We start from the raw sequence: 20639 nt of genomic DNA on the forward strand, positions 1-20639 counted from the left end.
GCGCAAGGCGTGGGCGGCATGGCCGGAACAGAAAGAGAAGGGCGCGGCGATCGCGCCCTTTCTTTTGTCTGGATCAGAAGCGCGTGACAGGCGCGTCGGCGGTAGCGCCCGACTTGTCGGCAGCGTACTTGCCCAGCTCCCACTTGGCGATCGCGTTGCGGTGCACTTCGTCCGGGCCGTCGGCAAAGCGCAGCGTGCGCGCCTGCGCATAGGCCGAGGCCAGCGGGAAGTCGTCGCACATGCCGCCGCCGCCGTGGACCTGCATGGCCCAGTCGATGACCTGGCAGGCCATGGTGGGCGCCACCACCTTGATCATGGCGATCTCGGTGCGCGCGACCTTGTTGCCGGCCACGTCCATCAGCCAGGCGGCCTTGAGCGTGAGCAGGCGGGCCATGTCGATCTTGCAGCGCGCTTCGGCGATGCGTTCCTGCGTGACGGTCTGCGAGGCGACGGTCTTGCCAAAGGCCACGCGCGACGAGGCGCGCTTGCACATCAGCTCGAGCGCACGCTCGGCCAGGCCGATCAGGCGCATGCAGTGGTGGATGCGTCCGGGGCCAAGGCGACCCTGGGCGATCTCGAAGCCGCGGCCTTCGCCCAGCAGGATGTTGCCCACCGGCACGCGCACGTTCTCGAAGTACATCTCGACGTGGCCGTGCGGCGCGTCGTCGTAGCCCATCACGTTCAGCGGGCGCACGATGCGGATGCCCTTGGCATCGGCCGGCACGATGACCATGCTCTGCTGCGAGTGCTTGGGCGCTTCGGGGTCGGTCTTGCCCATGGTGACGAACACGGCGCAGCGCGGATCGGCGGCACCGGAGATCCACCACTTGTGGCCGTTGATGACGTACTCGTCGCCCTGGCGCTCGATGCGGGTGGCGATGTTGGTGGCGTCGCTGGAGGCGACGTCGGGTTCGGTCATCGCGAAGGCCGAGCGGATCTGGCCTTCGAGCAGCGGCTTGAGCCAGCGCGCCTTGATCTCTTCCGAGCCGTAGCGGGCGATGGTTTCCATGTTGCCGGTGTCGGGCGCCGAGCAGTTGAAGGCTTCGGAGGCCCATGGCACCCGGCCCATGATCTCGGCCAGCGGGGCGTATTCCTGATTGGTCAGGCCCGCACCCTCATAGCCCGAGGCCGAGGCGCTGTCGACCGGCAGGAACAGGTTCCACAGGCCTTGTGCCTTGGCCTTGGCCTTGAGCTTCTCGACGGTCTGCAGGGCGCTCCAGCGCTTGCCGGCGACCGTGTTGGCGGCCAGTTCGGCGCTGTACTCGGCTTCGGCCGGGTAGATGTGGTCTTCCATGAAGGCGAGAACGCGCTTCTGAAGCTCCTTGGTTTTGGCCGAATATTCGAAATCCATGCTGTCTCCTGGTGGGGTTAAGGGGGAGGGCTGGCTATGCCTTTTGGGCAAATTGCCAGGCCATCTCGGCCATCGGCCGTGCGCCACGGGCGGACGCCACGGCTTGCTCGCTCGATGCGGTACCGGCTTCGACGCGTTTCGCAATGCCCTGCAGGATGGCGGCCATGCGAAACAGGTTGTAGGCCTGGTAGAAATTCCAGTCGGGCGCCAGCGCCTCGGGCGTGCTGATGCGCGTGCGCTCGCAATAGCGGGCGATGTATTCGCTCTCGGTGGGAATGCCCAGCGCCGCCACGTCCACGCCGCCGATGCCGCGGCCGGTGGTGGGGGGCATGTGCCACGACATGCAGTGGTAGCTGAAGTCGGCCAGTGGGTGGCCCAGCGTGGAGAGTTCCCAGTCGAGCACCGCGATGATGCGCGGCTCGGTGGCATGGAACATCACGTTGTCCAGGCGGTAGTCGCCATGCACGATCGAGACCTTGCTCTCGTCGCGTGCGCTCGCCGGCATGTGGGCGGGCAGCCAGTCGATCAGGCGCTCCATGGCCTCGATGGGCTGCGACAGTTCACCGGCGCCGTCGGCTGAGGCCTTGTACTGCTTGCTCCAGCGGCCGATCTGGCGCTCGAAGTAGTTGCCGGGCTTGCCGTAGTCGCCCAGGCCGCGGGCGGTGAAGTCGACCGTGTGCAGCGCCGCGATGACGCGGTTCATTTCGTCGTAGTAGGCCGCGCGTTCGGCGTTGCTGAAGCCGGGCAGCGACTGGTCCCACAGCACGCGGCCCTGCATGAACTCCATGATGTAGAAGGCGCGGCCGATGATGGACTCGTCTTCGCACAGGCAGTACATGCGCGGCACGGGCACGTCGGTGCCCTGCAGGCCGCGCATGACCTTGTATTCGCGCTCGACCGCATGGGCCGAGGGCAGCAGCTTGGCGACCGGGCCGGGCTTGGCGCGCATCACGTAGCTCTGCGTGGGCGTGACGAGCTTGTAGGTCGGGTTGGACTGACCGCCCTTGAACATCTCGACCGTCAGCGGACCGTGGAAGCCCTCGAGGTTCTTTTCGAGCCAGGCCGCAAGCGCGTCCACGTCGAAGGTGTGCTGTTGGGACACCGCGCGGGTGCCGATGAAACTGGAGAAGTCCTGGCTCATGTCGAATCTTTTTTAGTTGTCTGCTTCAGAGATGTGCATCAGCGCCGAGCGGTCCAGCACGACCAGTCCGGCCGGCTCGATCCGGATGGTGCCCTCGCGCTCCATCGTCTTGAGTTCCTGGTTGACCCGCTGGCGCGAGGCGCCGAGCAGCTGCGCGAGTTCTTCCTGCGCCAGTTGCAGGCCGATGCGCGTCTGGCTGCCGTCGTCCAGGTTGGGCACACCGTAGCTGCGCACCAGGTGGATGAGCTGCTTGGCCAGGCGTGCGCGCAAGGGCAGGGTGTTGAGGTCTTCCACCAGCCCGAACAGCGTGCGGATGCGGCGCGCCTGCAGCCGCATCAGCGCTTCGTACAACTCGACGTGCGTGGCCAGGATCTTCTGGAAATCGGCCCGCGCCACGCACAGCACGGTGGTGTCGCCGTGCGAGTACGTGTCGTGCGTGCGCCGCTCCCCGTCGAACATCGCCACGTCGCCGAACCAGATGCCCGGCTCGACGTAGGTCAGCGTCACCTGCTTGCCCGACACCGCGGTCGAGCTCACGCGCAACGCCCCCTTGGCACAGGCGATCCAGTGCTCGGGCGGGTCGCCGCGCGCGGCGAGCAGGTCGCCGTCCTTGTAGCGTTTGACAAAGGCGCATCGGAGGATGTCGTGCCGTAGCGATGGAGATAGGGAAGAAAACCAGCGACCACTGTTGATCGCTTCACGTTCTTCGATGGTAAGAATGGGGTCGTCCATGGTCTGTCCTCTCGGCGACTGAAAAGCTGTGGGGTGTCTCGGGAGCGACGCCGTCAGGCGTCACTCGTAACGTGGCGGTGTCTTGTCGAGGAACGCGGCAATGCCGATGCCCGCGTTCGCGTGGTGCAGGTTGCGCACGAAATGATCGCGCTCCTGCGATAGCTGCGACGCCAGTGTGGCGCCGCGCGCGTCGCTCAGCAGCTCCTTGATGCTGGCCAGCGAGTTCGGTGCGCGCGCGTTCAGGCGGGTGGCCAGGGCCAGCGCGCCGGCCAGCGCCTGTCCGCTGTCGGTGAGCTCGTTGACGAGGCCGAAGGCATGCAGGCGCGCGGCCTCGATGCGCTCGCCGTTCATCAGCCATTCGCTCGCCAGCTGGCGCGGCAGCGCCTGCCCGAGGTGCCAGCTGAGGCCGCCGTCGGGCGACAGCGCCACATTGCTGTACGAGGCCGCGAACACGGCGTCGCGCGCGGCCACGACGAAGTCGCAGGCCAGCGCGAGCGAGAAGCCGGCGCCGGCCGCCGCACCCTCGACAGCCGCGATGACCGGCTTGGGAAAGGTGCGGATCGAGTCGATCCAGTTGTGCAGGCCCTCGATGCTCTCGGCCTGCACGGAGCGGTCGAGCTGGCGGTTGGCCAGCAGTCGCTGCAGCGAGCCGCCGGCGCAGAACCACGCGCCTTCGCCCACGATGACGACGCTGCGGATCTCGTCGCTGCTCTCGGCGCCGTTCAGCGCCTCGATGCCGGCGGCATAGATCTCGGGGCCCAGTGCATTGCGCTGGGTCGGGTTGACGATGGTCAGCACCATGGTGCTGCCTTCGCTGGTGCTCTTGAGTTCGGCGGTCATGGCGTGTGTGCCTGTTCGTTCGTTATTTATTCTTCTTCGTGCAGCAGGCTCAGGCCCAGCGCGCCGCGGCGGCGCAACCACGGGCTCGGGCGATAGCGCGGGTCGCCATACACGGTCTGCAGGTTGAACAGCACCTCGAGCATGTTGGTCGGTCCGTAGAGGTTGCCCATGGCGAGCGGGCCGCGCGGATAGCCCAGGCCCAATTGCACGGCGGTCTCGAGGTCGGCCGGCGTGCACACGCGCTGCTGGCACATGTCGGCGGCGATGTTGACGATGGCGCCGATCACGCGCTGCGTGACGAAGCCGCCGCTATCGCGGATCACGCTCACGGCCTTGCCGTCGCGCGCGAAGAGGGCGTGCGCGGCGTCGCGCACGTCGCGGCGCGTGGCCGGGTTGGTGGCGAGCACGCGGCGCTTGGTGGCGGCGTCGTCGATCAGCATGTCGATGCCGACGGTGCGCGTGGCGTCCAGCCGCTCGACCGCCGCGACCGTCGTCACGTCGAAGCCCAGCGGCGCGACCAGGATGATCGACTGCGGTGCGGGAGCGCTGCCGCTGTCGATCTGCGCACCCAGCGTGTTCACCAGGCGCAGCAGTTCGGCGCGGCGCGCGGCACGCGGCGACACCCAGACCGCGGGCGTGCCTTCGATCACCGGCGCCGGCGCCTCGGGCGTCTGCTGCATCACGCCGTCTTCATAGCGGTAGAAGCCTTCGCCGGTCTTGCGGCCGAGTGCGCCAGCGGCCAGGCGCTGCGCGGTGATCACGCTCGGGCGGAAGCGCGGCTCTTCGAAGTACTGATGGTAGATCGACTCCATCACCGGGTGCGACACGTCGAGCGCCGTGAGGTCGAGCAGCTCGAAGGGGCCGAGGCGAAAGCCCGCCTGGTCCTTCAGGATGCGGTCGATTGTCGCGAAGTCGGTCACGCCTTCGCCGACGATGCGCAGCGCCTCGGTGCCGTAGCCGCGGCCCGCGTGGTTGACGATGAAGCCGGGCGTGTCCTGCGCCTGCACGGCGCTGTGGCCCATCTGCGTGGCGTAGCCGGCCAGCTTCTGGCAGACCTCGGGCGAGGTCTTGAAGCCCGCCACCACCTCGACCACCTTCATCAGCGGCACGGGATTGAAGAAGTGGAAGCCCGCGAAGCGCGCAGGGTGCTGCAGGCCGGCCGCGATGGCCGTGACCGACAGCGACGAGGTGTTGGTGACCAGCGTGGCGGTGGGCGCGACCACGTCCTCGAGCTCGCGAAACAGCGTGCGCTTGACCTCGAGGTTCTCGACCACGGCCTCGACCACGAGGTCGCAGCCTGCGAGCGCCTGCATGCCGTTGACCGCCTTCACGCGTGCCACGTAGGCGTCGCGCGTGGGGGCGTCGATCTTGCCTTTCTCGTGCAGCTTGTTCCATTGGGCGGCGAGGGCTTCGCGGCCGCGCTCGGCGGCGCCTGCGAAGCTGTCGAGCAGCAGCACTTCGCTGCCGGCCTGGGCGGCGATCTGCGCGATGCCGCGCCCCATGGCGCCGGCGCCGATCACGCCGATTCGGGGGTAGTTCACTGTCATGGGATCAAGGTTCTCATGGGTTGGTGGGTGTCCGGGGCGGCCGCGTCGGCGCGGGTGCGCGACACGGACGAAAGCTCCGATTTTGCAATCTCGCGGGAGGCCCGCGCCCCGGGTGTTACGCGGGGCATCGGAATCAGGCCGGGCGGCGGCTGCGGTCGATGGCGATGCTCAGGCCCATGGCCAGCAGCATCAGTGCAAAACCGACCCGGCTCATCCACTCGGTGGCGTCGTTCGCCAGCAGCCAGCCGCCGAGCGCCGCGCCCAGGGCCTGGCCGATGTAGATGCCCGAGCTGTTGAGCGCCACCGAACCCGGCGCCAGGGCAGGCGCCAGCCCCACGAGGCGCGCCTGCTGCGAGGAGTTGGTGGCGAAGCAGCCCAGGCCCCAGGGCACGAGCACCACCGCCAGCCACGCCAGCGTGCTGGCCAGCGGCCACAGCAGCAGGCTCAGCGCGATCAGCCCGGTCGTCAACAGCACCATGCGCCCGGCGCCGACGCGATCGATGTAGCGGCTCACCACCATGTTGCCCAACAGGCCGAAGGCGCCGAACAGCGCCCACATCAGGCTCAGCGTGTTGGCATCGGCGCCGAAGCCCTGCTTGAGCAGCGGGCCGAAATAGCTGAACAGCACGAACTGGCCGACGCCCTGCAGCGCCGTGACCGACACGATGCCCATCAGCACCGGGCTGCGCAGCACGCGCGACCAGGCGGCGGCCGTGAGCGCGGCGGGCCGGATGCCGCTGGGCAGTGTGAGCCAGACCGAGGCCGCGCTCACCACGCTGAGCGCCGCGCTGGCCATGAAGGCCATGCGCCAGCCCAGGTGGCCGCCGATCAGCGCGCCGATCGGCAGGCCCAGCACCGAGGCCACCGACCAGCCGAGAAAGACGAAGGTGACGGCGCGCCCGCGCTGCTCGGGCGGCACCAGCATGCCGGCGCAGGCCGCGGCCTGGGGCGTGAAGATGGCGGGCGCGATCACCGTCAGCATGCGCACCGGCAGCAGCGCGCCGAAGCTGGGCACGAGCGCCGCGACCACGTGCCACGCGGCGTACCAGAGCAGGGTGAGGGCCAGCAGCTTGCGGCGGTCCCAGCCGGCGACCGCGGCGGCCAGCAGCGGGGCGCCCAGGCACATCACGAAGGCGGCCGCGCTGATCAGCTGGCCTGCGGTGGCGACCTTGATGGCCAGCGAGGCGCTGATCTCATTGAGGGTGCCGGGCACGACCATCACGCCCGTGCCGATCACGAAATTGCCGGCCAGCAGCGCCCAGAGCGCGCCTCGCTGCGGCGCGGGCCGGCTCATGCGTTCACCGCCGGACCTGCAGCGCGCCGGGGTTCACGATGTTCGTGGGGTTGCCCTTGATGAAGCTCACGACGTTGTCGAACGCCTGGCCGAAGTAGCTTTCGTAGCTTTCCTGCTCGACGTAGCCGATGTGCGGCGTGCAGATGCAGTTCTCCAGGCGCAGCAGCGCATGGCCCTGCAACGGCGGTTCGCTCTCGAACACGTCGATGGCCGCCAGCCCGGGGCGGCCGCGGTTGAGGGCGGCCAAGAGGGCATCGGCTTCGACCAGCTCGGCGCGCGAGGTGTTGACGAACAGCGCCGTCGGCTTCATGCGCGAGAGGTCTTCGAGCTTGACGAGGCCCTGGGTGTCCTCGTTGAGCCGCAGATGCACCGACAGCACGTCGGCGGCGGCAAAGAATTCGTGGCGGTTCTGTGCCACCTGGAAGCCGTCGGAGCGCGCCTTGGCGCAGCTGGCCTCGCGGCCCCAGATCACGACCTGCATGCCGAAGGCCTGCCCGTAGCGGGCCACCAGCTGGCCGATGCGGCCGTAGCCCCAGATGCACAGCGTCTTGCCCTTGAGCACCGAGCCCACGCCGAAATTCGGCGGCATCGATGCCGACTTGAGGCCCGACTGCTGCCAGGCCCCGTGCTTGAGGTTGCTGATGTACTGCGGCAGGCGGCGCATGGCCGCCATGATCAGCGCCCAGGTGAGTTCGGCGGGCGCCTGCGGCGAGCCCGAGCCCTCGGCCACCGCCACACCGCGTTCGGTGCAGGCCGTGACGTCGATGTGGCCGCCGACGCGCCCGGTCTGGGAAATCAGCTTGAGCTTGGGCAGCTTCTCGATGAGCTGGCGGGAGATCTGGCTGCGCTCGCGGATGAGCACGATGACGTCCGCATCCTTGAGGCGAACCGACAGCTGACCGATGCCCTTGACCGTGTTGGTGTAGACCTTGGCGGCGTAAGCGTCCAGCTTGGCAGCGCACTGCAGCTTGCGCACGGCGTCCTGGTAGTCGTCGAGGATCACAATGTTCATGGCATGCCATTGTGCCTCGCAGCATCGGCACGTCGCACGTGTGAACGTTTGGATACCCCATGCCAGATGGCGCCCGGGAGGCCTGTTTCAGACCATTGGGGGTGAATCCGCCATGCGCGTGCGGGGCGCGCAGGCACGGCGGGTTCGTTCGCACCTTCTCAGTGCAGGTGGCTGGGGCGGTGCGTGCCGCTCCCGGTTTCTGCAGCTTCGAGTGCGGCGAGCCGGTCGAGTTCGGCACACACGTCGGCCATGCGGCCGGAAATCACGACCCGGTTGGCGCAGCCGCGCTGCGTGCCTTGGCGGTCGACCACGCGGACCACGCGCAGCGGACGGGCGGGCGCTGCGGCGGCGGATGGCGAACTGGCAGGTGCGGAGCCGCCAGCGGGGCGCGCCGTGCAGACCGGGCGAATGGCCACGTAGCGCAAGCCGGCCGCTGCGTCGCCGCTCTCACCATTCGAAGGGCGGCGGGCGGGCATCCAGCGGGTGGCCAGCGATTGCAGGGGCGACCAGAGGTCGGCGATGGCGAGGAGGGCGATTCCCATGTGAACTCCAAAAAAGTATGAGGTTGAACACAGGCAGGATTTCTTGAATCGGCCACGACAGGGTGATGGCGACTTCGCGCCATACGCCCGCCACCTGTCGCGGCCGGATGAGGTGCTGCTGCGTGTGGGCAGCAGGCCCGGGGCTACATCAGCATCGTGTTGCGGATGAGGCCGACCGCGAGGCCTTCGATTTCGAAGGGCTCGCCGGGCTGGACGATGATGGTCGGGTAGTCGGGGTTCTCGGCGTGCAGCTCGATCACCTGCTTGTTGCGCTTCAGGCGCTTCACGGTGACTTCTTCGCCGAGGCGCGCCACCACGATCTGGCCGTTGCGCGCTTCCTTCGTGGCCTGCACGGCGAGCAGGTCGCCGTCCATGATGCCGGCGTCGCGCATCGACATGCCGCGCACCTTGAGCAGATAGTCGGGTTGGCGCTGGAAGAGCGTGTTCTCGACGTAGTAGGTCTGGTCGACGTGCTCTTGCGCGAGGATGGGCGAACCCGCCGCGACGCGGCCGATGAGCGGCAGCGCGAGCTGGGCCATGCCGGGCAGCGAAAGCGAGAACTGGTTGCCTTCGCGGTGGCGCGTTTCGTGGAGCGAGCGCAGCGCATCGCCCTTGAGGCGGATGCCGCGCGAGGTGCCGCTGACCAGTTCGATGACGCCCTTGCGGGCCAGGGCCTGCAGGTGCTCCTCGGCGGCATTGGCCGACTTGAAGCCCAGCTCGTTGGCGATTTCGGCGCGCGTCGGCGGCGCACCGGTGCGTGCGATGGCGGCCTGGATCAGGTCCAGGATCTGCTGCTGGCGGGCGGTAAGCTTCACTGCGAACTGCATAGTGGTTTCCTTGCGGCACTGGCTAGATATCCAGTACCTGTATTTTTAACCAGTTTTCAAAAGTTGACAAGCCATGACTCATTCCTCTTCGTCCGAGACGCGCCGCGTGGTCGTGCTGGGCACCGGCGGCACCATTGCCGGCAAGGCCGCCAGCAGCGGCGACAACATCGGCTACACCGCCGGGCAGGTGGGGGTGGCGGACCTGCTGGGCGGCATCGAGGCGCCGGCCGGCGTGGCGCTGGTGGCGGAGCAGGTCGCGCAGCTCGACAGCAAGGACATGGACGCCGACACCTGGCGCCAGCTGGCCGCGCGCTGCGCACACTGGCTGGCGCAGCCTGATGTGGCCGGCATCGTGATCACGCACGGCACCGACACGCTGGAAGAGACCGCCTTCTTCCTGCACGCCGTGCTCGCGCCGGCCAAGCCGGTGGTGCTGACCTGCGCGATGCGCCCGGCGACGGCCCTGTCGCCTGACGGTCCGCAGAATGTCCGCGACGCACTCGCTGTGGCCTCGACGCCCGGCGCGCAGGGCGTGACGGTGGTGTGTGCGGGCGCGATCCACAGCGGCCTCGATGTGCAGAAGGTGCACACCTACCGCCTTGATGCCTTCGCGTCGGGCGATGCGGGGCCGGTCGGCTATGTGGAAGAGGGCGAAGTGCGGCGCGTGCGTGCGTGGCCGCAGGGGGCGCCGTTCGATGCGGCGCGGCTGGAGGCGGTGTTGAAGCCGTGGCCCCGCGTCGAGATCGTCATGAGCCACGCGGGCGCGAGCGGTGCGATCGTGGAGGCGTTGCTGCTCCCGTCGGCTGAGCCCTTGCGCGGGCTGGTCGTGGCCACGACCGGCAATGGCACCGTGCACCACGCGCTGGAAGCCGCAGCGCTGAAGGCGCAGGGCGGTGGCTTGGTGGTGTTGCGTGCCACACGCTGCGCGAACGGACGCATCCTGCCGAAACCCGGCGACGGGCTGCGGGACGCAGGCGCACTCACGCCGGTGAAGGCGCGGGTCGCGCTGGTGCTGGAACTTTTGGGAGTGGCCGCCCTGCCGGAGGCGGAGGGCGGCTAGGAGAAAGAGGCTGACGAATCAGCCGCTGAATCAGCTGTTCAGTGCGGCAAGCGCGCGCTGTGTGATCTCGTCGACCGTGCCCACGCCCTGGATGGCGCGGTACTTCGGCGCGGCGGCCGGGTCGGTCTTGGCCCAGGCCGAGTAGTAGTCGACCAGCGGACGGGTCTGCTGGCTGTAGACGTCGAGCCGCTTGCGCACGGTCTCTTCCTTGTCGTCTTCGCGCTGGATCAGCTCTTCGCCCGTCACGTCGTCCTTGCCTTCCACCTTCGGCGGATTGAACTTGACGTGGTAGGTGCGGCCCGATGCCGGGTGTGAGCGACGACCGCTCATGCGTTCGATGATGTCACCGAAGGGCACGTCGATCTCGAGCACGTAGTCGAGCTTCACGCCGGCCGCCTTCATGGCGTCGGCCTGCGGAATGGTGCGTGGGAAGCCGTCGAACAGGAAGCCGCCGTTGCAGTCGGGCTGCGCGATGCGTTCCTTCACGAGGTTGATGATCAGGTCGTCGCTGACCAGTGCACCCGAATCCATGATCGTCTTGGCCTGCAGCCCGAGGGGGGTGCCTGCCTTGACCGCGGCGCGCAACATGTCGCCGGTCGAGATTTGGGGAATGCCGTATTTCTGGCAGATGAAGGTCGCTTGCGTGCCTTTGCCTGCTCCGGGCGCGCCCAGCAAAATAAGTCTCATGGTGTCCTCGGAAGGTTCTTAGATTTTGTGTCGCGCCCCATGCGCGCCCTCAGGCGCGCCGAGGCGGAATTGCATCGAGGATAGCATGCGTCCCCGTGACAAATTGCCGCCGTCTCCCTCGGGGCGGCCTGCAGCTCACGCAGGAGAGCCGGCCGCGAAGACGGCGCGCACGCGCGCCAGGTCTTCGGGCGTGTCGATCCCGGGGCCCGGTGCCACATCGCTCACATGCACCGCGATGCGGTGTCCGTGCCACAGCGCGCGCAACTGTTCGAGCGCCTCGGTGGCTTCGACAGGGGCGGGTGACAGCAATGGAAATTGCCGCACGAAGCCTGCGCGATAGCCGTAGATGCCGATGTGGCGCAGCGGCGCGGGGCTGGGCAGCACCGACGGCGCCGCACCGCCCGACGAGCCGTCGCGCCACCAGGGGATCGGTGCGCGGCTGAAGTACAGCGCATGGCCCTGTGCATCGAGCACGGCCTTCACCACGTTCGGGTTCATGAAGTCGGCCAGCGAGTCGATCGCGTGGACGGCGGTGCTCATCGCGGCCTGCGGACGCGCGGCCAGCGTGGCAGCAACGGCGTCGATCAGCGCGGGGTCGATCAGCGGCTCGTCGCCCTGCACGTTGACGACGATCGCGTCACCGTCGAGCCCGAGCTGTTCGCAGGCTTCGGCCAGCCGGTCGGTGCCGCTGGGGTGGTCCTGGCGGGTGAGCAGGGCCTCGACGCCGTGCGCCTTGCAGGCGTCGATGATGGAAGCGTCATCACCGGCTACCACCACGCGAAGGGCGCCGGACTGGCGGGCACGTTGCGCCACGCGCACGACCATCGGCAGTCCGGCGATGTCGGCCAGCGGTTTGTTGGGAAGTCGCGTCGAAGCCAGCCGGGCCGGCACCAGAACGGTGAAGCTCACAGGCCCAGCTCTTCGTCGGACAGCGTGCGGGCCTCGTTCTCGAGCAGCACCGGGATGCCGTCGCGCACCGGGTAGGCCAGGCGGGCGCTGCGTGAGCAGAGTTCCTGCTTCTCGGCGTTCCAGGTCAGCGGGCCCTTGGTGACGGGGCAGACGAGCAGTTCAAGCAGCTTGGTATCCATCGAGCGATGATAGCTTCGCGTCGAGGGCGGCGAAGAACACCGGCGAGGGTTCGAAGTGCAGCGGCACGGCGAGCGCGTCGGGCACCTGCTGCCAGAGCTTGACGGCGTCTTTTTCCGTGCAGACGAGGGGCAGGGCGGGACCGGCTGGTCGTTGCCAGCCGCTGAAATCGTGGTGGTCAGGCAGCGCGAGGGTGTCTGCGAGCGTCAGGCCGCGAGCACGCAGCATCGTGAAGAAGGCCTCCGGCCGCGCGATGGCGGCGAGCGCGATCAGGGGCTGGCCGGCGAGCGTGTCGAGCTGGATGCGCCGGCCGTCCTTCGCGAGGGCGTACGGCGCCAGTTCGCGGGTGGCGGTGTAGCCATCGGCGAAGGCGGGCCGCTCGCCGCTGTGCAGCAGCAGGTCGCAGCGACGCGGCCACGGCTCGCGCAGGGGGCCGGCGGGCAGCAGCCAGCCGTTGCCGACACCGCGGTCGTCGAACACGCAGATCTCGATGTCGCGCGCCAGCGCCAGGTGTTGCAGGCCGTCGTCGCTGACGATGACCTGCGTGGCCGGGTGCCGTTCGAGCAGGGCGCGTGCGGCCTCGATGCGCTGCCGGGCCACGAAGACCGGCGCGCCAGTGGCATGGTGGATCAACGCGGGTTCGTCGCCGACGTCCTGCGGATCGCTGTCGGCCTGGACTTCACGGCAGTCGTCGGTGCGGCGGCCGTAGCCCCGTGACACCACGCCCACCCGCAGGCCACGCGCCTGAAGGTGGCGCACGACGGCCATCACGACCGGTGTCTTGCCGGCTCCACCCGCGATCACATTGCCGACCACGATCACGGGTACCGGCACGCGTCCGGTTTTCTGCCAGCCCCATCGATAGAAGGCGCGCCGCAACGCGAAGAGGGCGCCGTAGACCTGCGACAGCGGCCACAGCAGGCAGGCCAGCGCACCGCGGCGCAGCCAGGCATCCTGCAGCCGCGCGCCGGTCGACACTCAGTGACCGGCCTGGGCCGTCGACTGGGCGGCGAAGGTGATCTGCATCAGGCCGGCACGGCGTGCGGCCTCCATCACCGTCACCACGGCCTGGTGCGGGCTGGCTGCGTCGGCGCTGATGATCACGACGCTGTCCTTGCCGCCGGTGGCGGCGGCGCCGAGCGCGGCGGCCACGGTGTCGACGCTGCGGTCCGCCAGCGGCGACTTGTTGATCACGTAGCGGCCGTCAGCCGACACCGCCACGATCACCTCTTTCGGGTAGTCGCGCTGCGCGTCGACGTCCGCCGTCGGCAGCCGCAGCTGCATCTCGGTGAACTTGCTGTAGGTGGTCGACAGCATCAGGAAGATCAGCACGACCAGCAGCACGTCGATGAACGGGATCAGGTTGATCTCCGGCTCGTCGCGCGCGCCGTGGCGAAACTGCATGCGGCCCCGAGTCATAGGCTCACCCCCAGGCTGCGCGCACTTCGTGTCGCTACGCCAACCCCCTTCCGGGGGCGACACCTGCGGCCCGGCGAAGCCGGTTCCGCGGTGTCCCTGGTGTGGCGGCCGTCGGTTGCTGCGATGGCCGTCATTTGCGAAGTGCGTTCAAGTGGCGCGCGAAGCGCTCGCCCGAGAGTTCGAGGTTCAGCAGGTACTCGTCGACGCGGCTGCGGAAGTAGCGCCAGAAGATCAGCGTGGGAATGGCCACGATCAGGCCGAAGGCCGTGTTGTACAGCGCGATCGAGATGCCGTGCGCCAGCTGCGCCGGGTTGCCTGAACTGACCGCACCGCTGCCGGGCGACTGCGAGCCGAAGATCTCGATCATGCCGATCACCGTGCCCAGCAGGCCGAGCAGCGGCGCGGCCGAGGCGATGGTGGCCAGCGCCGGCAGGTAGCGCTCCAGCTTGTGCGCCACGGTGCGGCCCGAGGCCTCCATGGCGGCGCGCAGGTCTTCTTCGGTGCAGCGCGGGTTGGCGTTCAGCGCGCGCAGGCCGGCGGCCAGCACCTGGCCGAGCATCGAGTTGCTTTCCAGTTTGGTCACGACATCCGGGCCGGGAACCGCGCCGCGCGACACGGTGATGGTCTCGTCCAGCAGCTTCGGCGGCAGGACCTTGACGGTCTTGAGGCTGGTGAAACGTTCAATGACCAGCGCGAGTGCGATGACCGAACAGGCGAGCAATGGCCAGATTGGCCAGCCCGCGGCAACAATGATGGAAAACAAGAAAATCCTCCGGCCCGTAGACTGCAAATGCGCGGCGATTATCCACCGAGCCACCATCGGCTCGCGGCTTGTTTGCGTGTCGGCAAGGACGCACAGATTCTGTGGATAACTTTGTGATTAACCCATCGCGCAATGTCTCCGAACCCGCATGGGACGGGCTTTCCGTTAGATCGATTGAATTTTGAGCAGCACTTTTTTAAATGAAATCAACAGCTTGCACGAGAACTCGTGCATCTGTTCCACCATACCCCTCCAAAGTGGGGGGCGCGACGCCCGTTGTGGAAGAGTGGCGCTCGGCGGCGGAGGGGCGCGATGAGCTTCAGGGAGCCGAATGCCGCGCCCGGGCCGCGCGTGTGGGCCGTGGGCGCGCTGTGCCGCGCGGTGGCCGATGCGCTCGATGCGCGCTTCAACCCGGTCTCGGTGCGCGGGGAAATTTCGGGTTTCTCGCGCGCATCGAGCGGTCATTGCTATTTCTCGCTCAAGGACGAATCCGGCCAGCTGCGCTGCGCGATGTTCCGTCGCGCGGCGAGTCTGCTCGACTTCACGCCGCGCGACGGCGACCAGGTCGAAGTGCGCGGCCGGCTGGCGGTGTACGAACCGCGCGGCGATCTGCAACTAGTGGTCGAAAGCCTGCGGCGCGCGGGGCAGGGCGCGCTGTTCGAGCAGTTCCTGCTGCGCAAGGCGCGCCTCGAAGCCGAGGGCCTGTTCGATCCGGCGCGCAAGCGGGCGCTGCCGTCCATGCCACGCGCCGTGGGCGTCGTCACCTCGCTAGGCGCTGCGGCGCTGCATGACGTCGTGACCGCGCTGCGGCGGCGCGTGCCACATATTCCCGTGGTGCTGGCGCCGTCGGCAGTGCAGGGCGCCAACGCGCCGGCCGAACTGGTGCGCGCCTTGCAGTCGCTCTACATGCTGGAGCCGGCTGTCGACGTGATCTTGCTGGTGCGCGGTGGCGGCTCCATCGAGGACCTCTGGGCCTTCAACGACGAAACGCTGGCGCGCACCATCGTGCAGAGTCCTGTGCCGGTGATCAGCGGCGTGGGGCACGAAACCGATTTCACCATCGCCGATTTCTGCGCCGACCTGCGCGCACCGACGCCGACGGCTGCCGCCGAACTCGTCAGCGCGCCGCGCGACCTGTGGCTCGGCGCGCTCGACCTGCTTGACGAACGGCTCGGCGATGCGCTGGGCGGGCGGCTCGACGTGCTCGGCCAACGGCTGGACCAGGCGGCCGCGCGGCTGGGCCGCCCCTCGGGCCTGGTCGCGCGCCAGCAGTTGCGGCTGGCGCACCACGCGCAGCGGCTGCACTACGCGGTGCTGTCGCGCCGGGAGCGATTGGCGCAGGTGCCGCAGGCCATCGCCACCGATTTCTCCGCGAAGTTCGCGCGCTCGCTGACGCAGCGGCGCGAGCGGCTCGAACGCGTGGCCCTGCGCCTGCGGCTGCTCGACCCGGCCCTGGTGTTGCAGCGCGGCTATGCCTTGCTGACCGACGGCGAAGGCCGCGCGGTCGTCAGCGCAGGCAGCCTGCAGGCCGGCGATGCCGTCGTCGCGCGCCTTTCCGATGGCTCGGTCGACCTGACCGTGACGCCCGGCGGCGCAACGGGAACACGTCTGACGCCGTCCCCCTGATTACTTCCTAGAATCCTTCATTCCCCACAACCAACCCACGAGAAAAAACCATGGAACATGTGCTCCCACCCCTGCCGTACGCCATCGACGCACTGGCTCCCGAGTATTCGAAGGAAACGCTCGAGTACCACCACGGCAAGCACCACAACGCCTACGTGGTGAACCTGAACAACCTGCAAAAGGGCACCGAGTTCGAAGCGATGACGCTCGAAGAGATCGTCAAGAAGTCCAGCGGCGGCATCTACAACAACGCCGCCCAGATCTGGAACCACACCTTCTTCTGGAACTGCATGAAGCCCCAAGGCGGCGGCGCCCCCACCGGCGCGCTGGCCAAGGCCATCGACGCCAAGTGGGGCAGCTACGACGCCTTCAAGGAAGCCTTCGTGAAGTCGGCCGTGGGCAACTTCGGCTCGGGCTGGACCTGGCTGGTGAAGAAGGCCGACGGCTCGGTGGACATCGTGAACACCGGCGCAGCCGGCACGCCGCTGACCACCGCCGACACGGCGCTGCTGACGGTGGACGTGTGGGAACACGCGTACTACATCGACTACCGCAACCTGCGCCCGAAGTTCGTCGAGACCTTCCTGGCCAAGCTGGCCAACTGGGACTTCGCGGCGAAGAACTTCGGCTGAAGCCGGACCTGGCGCTCGCTATGAAAAAAGCCGACCTGCGGGTCGGCTTTTTTACGGGCGCTCAATTGCTCAGCGCTTGGCGGCAGAGAAGAGCTCGCCGCCGAGCTTGGCACCCTTCTTGATGTTCTTCTTGGCGAACCAGCCCTGGTTCATCTCGAGCACGTAGCGCACCGGCTCTTCGGAGCAATGCGAGTTCTCGGTCATCGGCTGCATGTCGACCAGGTTGACGATGCGGCCGTCGTCGGCCACGAAGGCGGCGGTCAGCGGCAACAGGGTGTTGCGCATCCAGAAGCACTGCGTGGCCGGCTGCTCGAAGACGAAGATCATGCCCTCGGCCTGCGGCATCGTCTTGCGGAACATCAGGCCGATCTCGCGTTCGCGGGGCGATTGCGCCACTTGCGCATCGATCTTGTAGAGGCCGACCGACAACTGCGTGCGTGCCAGATCGGTTTGGGGTTGCGGTTGGATTTGCTGCTGCGCGTGGGCCGGCGCCAGGAAGGACGCGGACACCAGAAGCAGCGCGGCGAGACGCTGAAACATCGGATGACTCTTTCGGGGCGGCGACACACGAGGTCGGCCCGTGACCAATAAAAATGCCCGCTGAAGCGGGCATTGCCGGGAGCTTGAAAGCTTACACCTTCTTGGCGGCGGCCGCGTGGGCCTTGGAGACGTGGCGCACCTTGTGCTTCTTGACCGTGTGCTTGGCCTTGGCCTTGTGGACGGCGGGAGCGGCCGGCGCTGCGGGAGCGGGTTCGGCGGCTTGGGCGAATGCACCGGCTGCGAAGAGGCCGGCGACCAGGGCTGCGATCAGCTTGTTCATGAGAAATCCTTTGAGATTGTTGATATGGATCACCTCCCTGCGGAAGGCCTCCATTCAACGGACCTCAAGAACCCCGGTTGACAGTGGTTGAACAAAACTGCGAACGAAAAAAAGCGCTCTGGAGAGCGCTTTTCTTAGGGGGACAGACCGGCTTACTTGGCGCCGGGCATGTCAGGCGTGCCGCCTTGGGTGGCCTTGCGCTTCACGCTGCCGTCCTTGTTGCGGCGACGATCGTCGCGGGTCTTGGCGCGCTTTTCGCCAGCAACGCCAGCCTTGTCGGCACCGAAGGCGCCGCCTTCAGGCGTCTTGGCGATGTCGCCAGCAGCGGGAGCCACTTGACCAGCGGGCTTGGCTTCCTTCTTGGCTTCAGCGCGAGCTTGCGGCTTGCTGTTGGTCGCGTTGCCTTGTTCGGGCGTGGTACCGGCCGGGTTCTGGGCGTACGCGCCAGCGGCGAACAGGCCAGCGATCATGACTGCGAGAAGTTTGCTCATTGATGATTCCTCTATCGAGAATTGGTTGGAAACGCCTCCCGGCGAGCAGAAGGTCAGCCAGTAACGGGCTCTATCGCCCTACGGTTGACAATTGTCCGCTGATGGGTTGCGTCTAAAATGTACAGCGATTTGTTAGCGCGCTGTACAGCGATTCTCCCTCGCTGTCTGAATTCGCAGACAGTCGTTCGAATTACGTCACTCCCGGAGTCAAGCCCCCTCATGTCCAGCTATCAGCACATCAAAGTCCCGACCGAAGGCCAGAAGATCACGGTCAACGCTGACAATTCGCTCAATGTGCCCGATCAGCCGATCATTCCGTTCATCGAAGGCGACGGCACCGGGCTGGACATCACGCCGGTGATGCTCAAGGTGGTGGACGCCGCAGTGGCCAAGGCCTACGGCGGCAAGAAGAAGATCCACTGGATGGAGGTCTACGCCGGCGAGAAGTCGACCAAGGTCTACGGCCCCGACGTCTGGCTCCCCGAGGAAACCCTGCATGCAGTGCGCGACTACGTGGTGTCCATCAAGGGCCCGCTGACCACGCCCGTCGGCGGCGGCATCCGCTCGCTGAACGTGGCGCTGCGCCAGGAGCTCGACCTGTACGTCTGCCTGCGGCCCATCCAGTACTTCGAGGGCGTGCCCAGTCCGGTGCGCGAGCCGCACAAGACCAACATGGTCATCTTCCGCGAGAACTCGGAAGACATCTACGCCGGCATCGAGTTCGAAGCCGAAAGCGACAAGGCCAAGAAGCTCATCAAGTTCCTGCAGGACGAGATGGGCGTCAAGAAGATCCGCTTCCCCAACACCTCGGGCATCGGCGTCAAGCCCGTCTCGCGCGAAGGCACCGAGCGCCTCGTGCGCAAGGCCTTCCAGTACGCGATCGACAACGACAAGCCGAGCGTGACCCTGGTCCACAAGGGCAACATCATGAAGTTCACCGAAGGTGGCTTCCGTGACTGGGGCTACAACCTGGCCGCCAAGGAATTCGGCGCCGAGCTGATCGACGGCGGCCCGTGGATGAAGTTCAAGAACCCCAAGACGGGCAAGGAAATCACCGTCAAGGACAGCATCGCCGACGCGTTCCTGCAGCAGATCCTGCTGCGCCCCGCCGAATACAGCGTGATTGCCACGCTGAACCTCAACGGCGACTACGTGTCCGACGCACTGGCCGCACAGGTCGGCGGCATCGGCATCGCACCGGGCGCGAACCTGAGCGACACCGTCGCCATGTTCGAAGCCACCCACGGCACGGCCCCCAAGTACGCCGGCAAGGACTATGTGAACCCGGGTTCCGAGATCCTGTCCGCCGAAATGATGCTGCGCCACATGGGCTGGACCGAAGCGGCCGACCTGATCATCAGCTCGATGGAAAAATCGATCGCCAGCAAGAAGGTCACCTATGACTTCGCGCGCCTGATGGACGGCGCGACGCAAGTGAGCTGCTCTGGTTTCGGTCAGGTCATGATCGACAACATGTAATTGCGATCGCTGACGTCGAGAAACGTCAGACCCTTATCAAGCCCTCGAGCTTCCGAAAGGAGTCGAGGGTTTTTTCTTGCCTGTCGCCCTCGCGATATCGTTAGTGAATTACCTCCTTTGTGCTCTGAACGTAAGGAGAGGCGGGCAAACATCACAGATCAATAGGCTCCGTCTTTCGTTTAACCATTGGTAGAAACTGTGCTGTGTTTGCCTCGCAGCGAGCCGCCAGAATCGCGCCCATTCCAAGAAGCATAGGGGGCGCGAAGTGGGGAAAAAGAACACAGGAATCTGCCCGGCAACAGGGGGCCTCGCAGACGACTCGATCGAACAGGGCGTGCACGTTGCACGGCAGATCGCGCAATGACGATCTCTCGGCGAGCGCTGTCCCGAGCGACTTGTCGCCGCATTGGAAGGGTGTGGGGGCTGGCAAGTTTCGCTTGCTGCGCAGTGTGCCGGTGTGGGTGACCGGCTCGGTGCTGACGCTGATCCTGTTCGGCCTGTTTGCCTGGTACAAGTACCAGCTGTTGCAGTCGAGCGCTGATCTGCAGCAGCGCATTGCCGCCATCGGCCGGCTGCGTCCCCCGCCGGCGCCTCCCGTCAAGCCGCTGCGCCTGAAGGAATTGCTGGCGAGCGAAATCGAGCGAGAAACGGTGAGCGTGGACGAAGACGAGCGCCGCAGCATCGTCACCTTCAAGGGCGACGAGATGTTCGTCCCCGGTCAGGCGCGCCTCAGTGCACGGATTCTCCCCGTGCTGGCGAAGGTGGCCGACGAGATCAACCAGGTCTCCGGCACGGTTCAGATCACCGGCCATTCGGACAACCAGCCGATTCGCACGCGCGAGTTTCCCGACAACCAGGTCCTGAGCGAGAAGCGGGCACAGGCCGTGGCCGAAGTGTTGACCGGCAAGGGCGTCGTGCCATCGCGCATCCAGACCGAAGGGCGCGGCGCCACGGTTCCCATCGCAGACAGCACCACCGCTGCGGGACGTGCCCGCAACCGGCGCGTCGACATCATGGTCACGCAGGGCACAGGCGCCAACGCCAGCGCGGGTCCGGTGAAGCAGCCTGGCGATCCGCGCCGAGTTGGCGCTGCTCGGGCAGCAGCAGACCGCACATCAGAAAGCGCAACGCTTGGCACTGGCGCGGTGGCAGGCTGAGCAAGATGCGCGGCGGCTGGCTGAATGGCAGGCGTTGTCGCCAGCGCTCCCTACGTGGCCGGGCAGAAGAGGAGGGCCGGTTGCGCCGCCCGTTGCACCGTCACCCCCGCAGCGGCCGAGACCAGTGCCACCA

General features: G+C 67.2%; 23 protein-coding genes. 5 read left to right on the forward strand and 18 right to left on the reverse strand.

Annotated elements, in window-relative coordinates; translation table 11 throughout:
* Positions 1-73 precede the first annotated feature (73 nt).
* The 9 genes from AC1RAA_RS03695 to lexA all read right to left on the reverse strand — a co-directional run bounded on the left by AC1RAA_RS03695 (position 74) and on the right by lexA (position 9286).
* Positions 74-1351, reverse strand: coding sequence for an acyl-CoA dehydrogenase family protein (locus tag AC1RAA_RS03695; protein WP_062471546.1), 1278 nt, complete (start codon positions 1349-1351; stop codon positions 74-76).
* Between the two features lie 34 nt (positions 1352-1385).
* Positions 1386-2492, reverse strand: coding sequence for a phosphotransferase (locus AC1RAA_RS03700; RefSeq protein WP_492726545.1), 1107 nt, complete (start codon positions 2490-2492; stop codon positions 1386-1388).
* Between the two features lie 12 nt (positions 2493-2504).
* On the reverse strand, positions 2505-3224 hold the full coding sequence (locus AC1RAA_RS03705) for a Crp/Fnr family transcriptional regulator (RefSeq protein WP_062471540.1): 720 nt from the start codon (positions 3222-3224) through the stop codon (positions 2505-2507).
* Positions 3225-3284: 60 nt separating this feature from the next.
* Entirely contained in the window at positions 3285-4064 is a 780-nt protein-coding gene (locus tag AC1RAA_RS03710; RefSeq protein WP_062471537.1) for an oxepin-CoA hydrolase, alternative type, read from the reverse strand.
* Between the two features lie 26 nt (positions 4065-4090).
* Positions 4091-5611, reverse strand: a complete 1521-nt coding sequence (locus AC1RAA_RS03715; RefSeq protein WP_492726547.1) for a 3-hydroxyacyl-CoA dehydrogenase — start codon at positions 5609-5611, stop codon at positions 4091-4093.
* A gap of 133 nt (positions 5612-5744) precedes the next feature.
* Positions 5745-6905 carry an MFS transporter gene (locus tag AC1RAA_RS03720; protein WP_492726549.1) on the reverse strand — a complete coding sequence of 387 codons (1161 nt, stop codon included), beginning with the start codon at positions 6903-6905 and terminating at the stop codon, positions 5745-5747.
* A gap of 4 nt (positions 6906-6909) precedes the next feature.
* Positions 6910-7917, reverse strand: a complete 1008-nt coding sequence (locus AC1RAA_RS03725) for a D-2-hydroxyacid dehydrogenase family protein (RefSeq protein WP_062471528.1) — start codon at positions 7915-7917, stop codon at positions 6910-6912.
* A 158-nt stretch (positions 7918-8075) separates the two neighbouring features.
* Positions 8076-8459 (reverse strand): hypothetical protein, encoded by a 384-nt coding sequence (locus AC1RAA_RS03730; RefSeq protein ID WP_492726551.1) that lies wholly within the window; start codon positions 8457-8459, stop codon positions 8076-8078.
* Positions 8460-8602: 143 nt separating this feature from the next.
* A complete protein-coding gene (gene lexA, locus AC1RAA_RS03735; RefSeq protein ID WP_056581233.1) occupies positions 8603-9286 on the reverse strand; it encodes a transcriptional repressor LexA in 684 nt (227 codons plus the stop codon).
* Positions 9287-9359: 73 nt separating this feature from the next.
* Here lexA and AC1RAA_RS03740 point away from each other — a divergent pair, with 73 nt between their 5' ends.
* Positions 9360-10346: an asparaginase gene (locus tag AC1RAA_RS03740; protein ID WP_492726553.1), complete on the forward strand. Its 987-nt coding sequence runs from the start codon at positions 9360-9362 to the stop codon at positions 10344-10346.
* 30 nt (positions 10347-10376) lie between these two features.
* Here the strand turns inward: AC1RAA_RS03740 and adk are convergent, their stop codons facing one another.
* The 6 genes from adk to AC1RAA_RS03770 form a co-directional block, all read right to left on the reverse strand.
* Positions 10377-11033, reverse strand: a complete 657-nt coding sequence (adk, locus tag AC1RAA_RS03745; protein WP_062471515.1) for an adenylate kinase — start codon at positions 11031-11033, stop codon at positions 10377-10379.
* Between the two features lie 135 nt (positions 11034-11168).
* Positions 11169-11942, reverse strand: a complete 774-nt coding sequence (gene kdsB, locus AC1RAA_RS03750) for a 3-deoxy-manno-octulosonate cytidylyltransferase (RefSeq protein ID WP_070060548.1) — start codon at positions 11940-11942, stop codon at positions 11169-11171.
* A complete protein-coding gene (locus tag AC1RAA_RS03755) occupies positions 11939-12121 on the reverse strand; it encodes a Trm112 family protein (protein WP_013541700.1) in 183 nt (60 codons plus the stop codon). The genes kdsB and AC1RAA_RS03755 overlap by 4 nt, the downstream gene beginning before the upstream one ends.
* On the reverse strand, positions 12102-13097 hold the full coding sequence (lpxK, locus tag AC1RAA_RS03760; RefSeq protein WP_492726555.1) for a tetraacyldisaccharide 4'-kinase: 996 nt from the start codon (positions 13095-13097) through the stop codon (positions 12102-12104). Before lpxK ends, AC1RAA_RS03755 begins: the two co-directional genes overlap by 20 nt.
* A complete protein-coding gene (locus AC1RAA_RS03765) occupies positions 13098-13523 on the reverse strand; it encodes an ExbD/TolR family protein (protein ID WP_062471507.1) in 426 nt (141 codons plus the stop codon).
* A 145-nt stretch (positions 13524-13668) separates the two neighbouring features.
* On the reverse strand, positions 13669-14301 hold the full coding sequence (locus tag AC1RAA_RS03770) for a MotA/TolQ/ExbB proton channel family protein (protein WP_492726558.1): 633 nt from the start codon (positions 14299-14301) through the stop codon (positions 13669-13671).
* Positions 14302-14613: 312 nt separating this feature from the next.
* On the opposite strand from AC1RAA_RS03770, the gene xseA reads away from it, so the two are divergent.
* A complete protein-coding gene (xseA, locus tag AC1RAA_RS03775) occupies positions 14614-15927 on the forward strand; it encodes an exodeoxyribonuclease VII large subunit (protein WP_492726560.1) in 1314 nt (437 codons plus the stop codon).
* Positions 15928-15977: 50 nt separating this feature from the next.
* The gene (locus AC1RAA_RS03780; protein ID WP_095745206.1) at positions 15978-16559 is read left to right on the forward strand and encodes a superoxide dismutase; all 582 of its coding nucleotides are present in this window, start codon (positions 15978-15980) and stop codon (positions 16557-16559) included.
* A 69-nt stretch (positions 16560-16628) separates the two neighbouring features.
* On the opposite strand, the gene AC1RAA_RS03785 is transcribed toward AC1RAA_RS03780, so the two are convergent.
* The 3 genes from AC1RAA_RS03785 to AC1RAA_RS03795 form a co-directional block, all read right to left on the reverse strand.
* Positions 16629-17099, reverse strand: coding sequence for a DUF192 domain-containing protein (locus AC1RAA_RS03785; protein ID WP_082548869.1), 471 nt, complete (start codon positions 17097-17099; stop codon positions 16629-16631).
* 91 nt (positions 17100-17190) lie between these two features.
* Complete coding sequence (locus tag AC1RAA_RS03790) at positions 17191-17379, reverse strand: hypothetical protein (RefSeq protein WP_070060553.1); 189 nt, start codon at positions 17377-17379, stop codon at positions 17191-17193.
* Between the two features lie 152 nt (positions 17380-17531).
* Positions 17532-17870, reverse strand: a complete 339-nt coding sequence (locus AC1RAA_RS03795; protein WP_062471494.1) for a hypothetical protein — start codon at positions 17868-17870, stop codon at positions 17532-17534.
* Between the two features lie 219 nt (positions 17871-18089).
* Here AC1RAA_RS03795 and icd point away from each other — a divergent pair, with 219 nt between their 5' ends.
* Positions 18090-19349 carry an NADP-dependent isocitrate dehydrogenase gene (gene icd, locus AC1RAA_RS03800; protein WP_062471491.1) on the forward strand — a complete coding sequence of 420 codons (1260 nt, stop codon included), beginning with the start codon at positions 18090-18092 and terminating at the stop codon, positions 19347-19349.
* 203 nt (positions 19350-19552) lie between these two features.
* Positions 19553-20506, forward strand: coding sequence for a type VI secretion system protein TssL, long form (tssL, locus tag AC1RAA_RS03805; RefSeq protein WP_492726563.1), 954 nt, complete (start codon positions 19553-19555; stop codon positions 20504-20506).
* Positions 20507-20639: the final 133 nt, after the last annotated feature.

The organism is Variovorax sp. GW823-FHT04F07, from assembly GCF_058795995.1.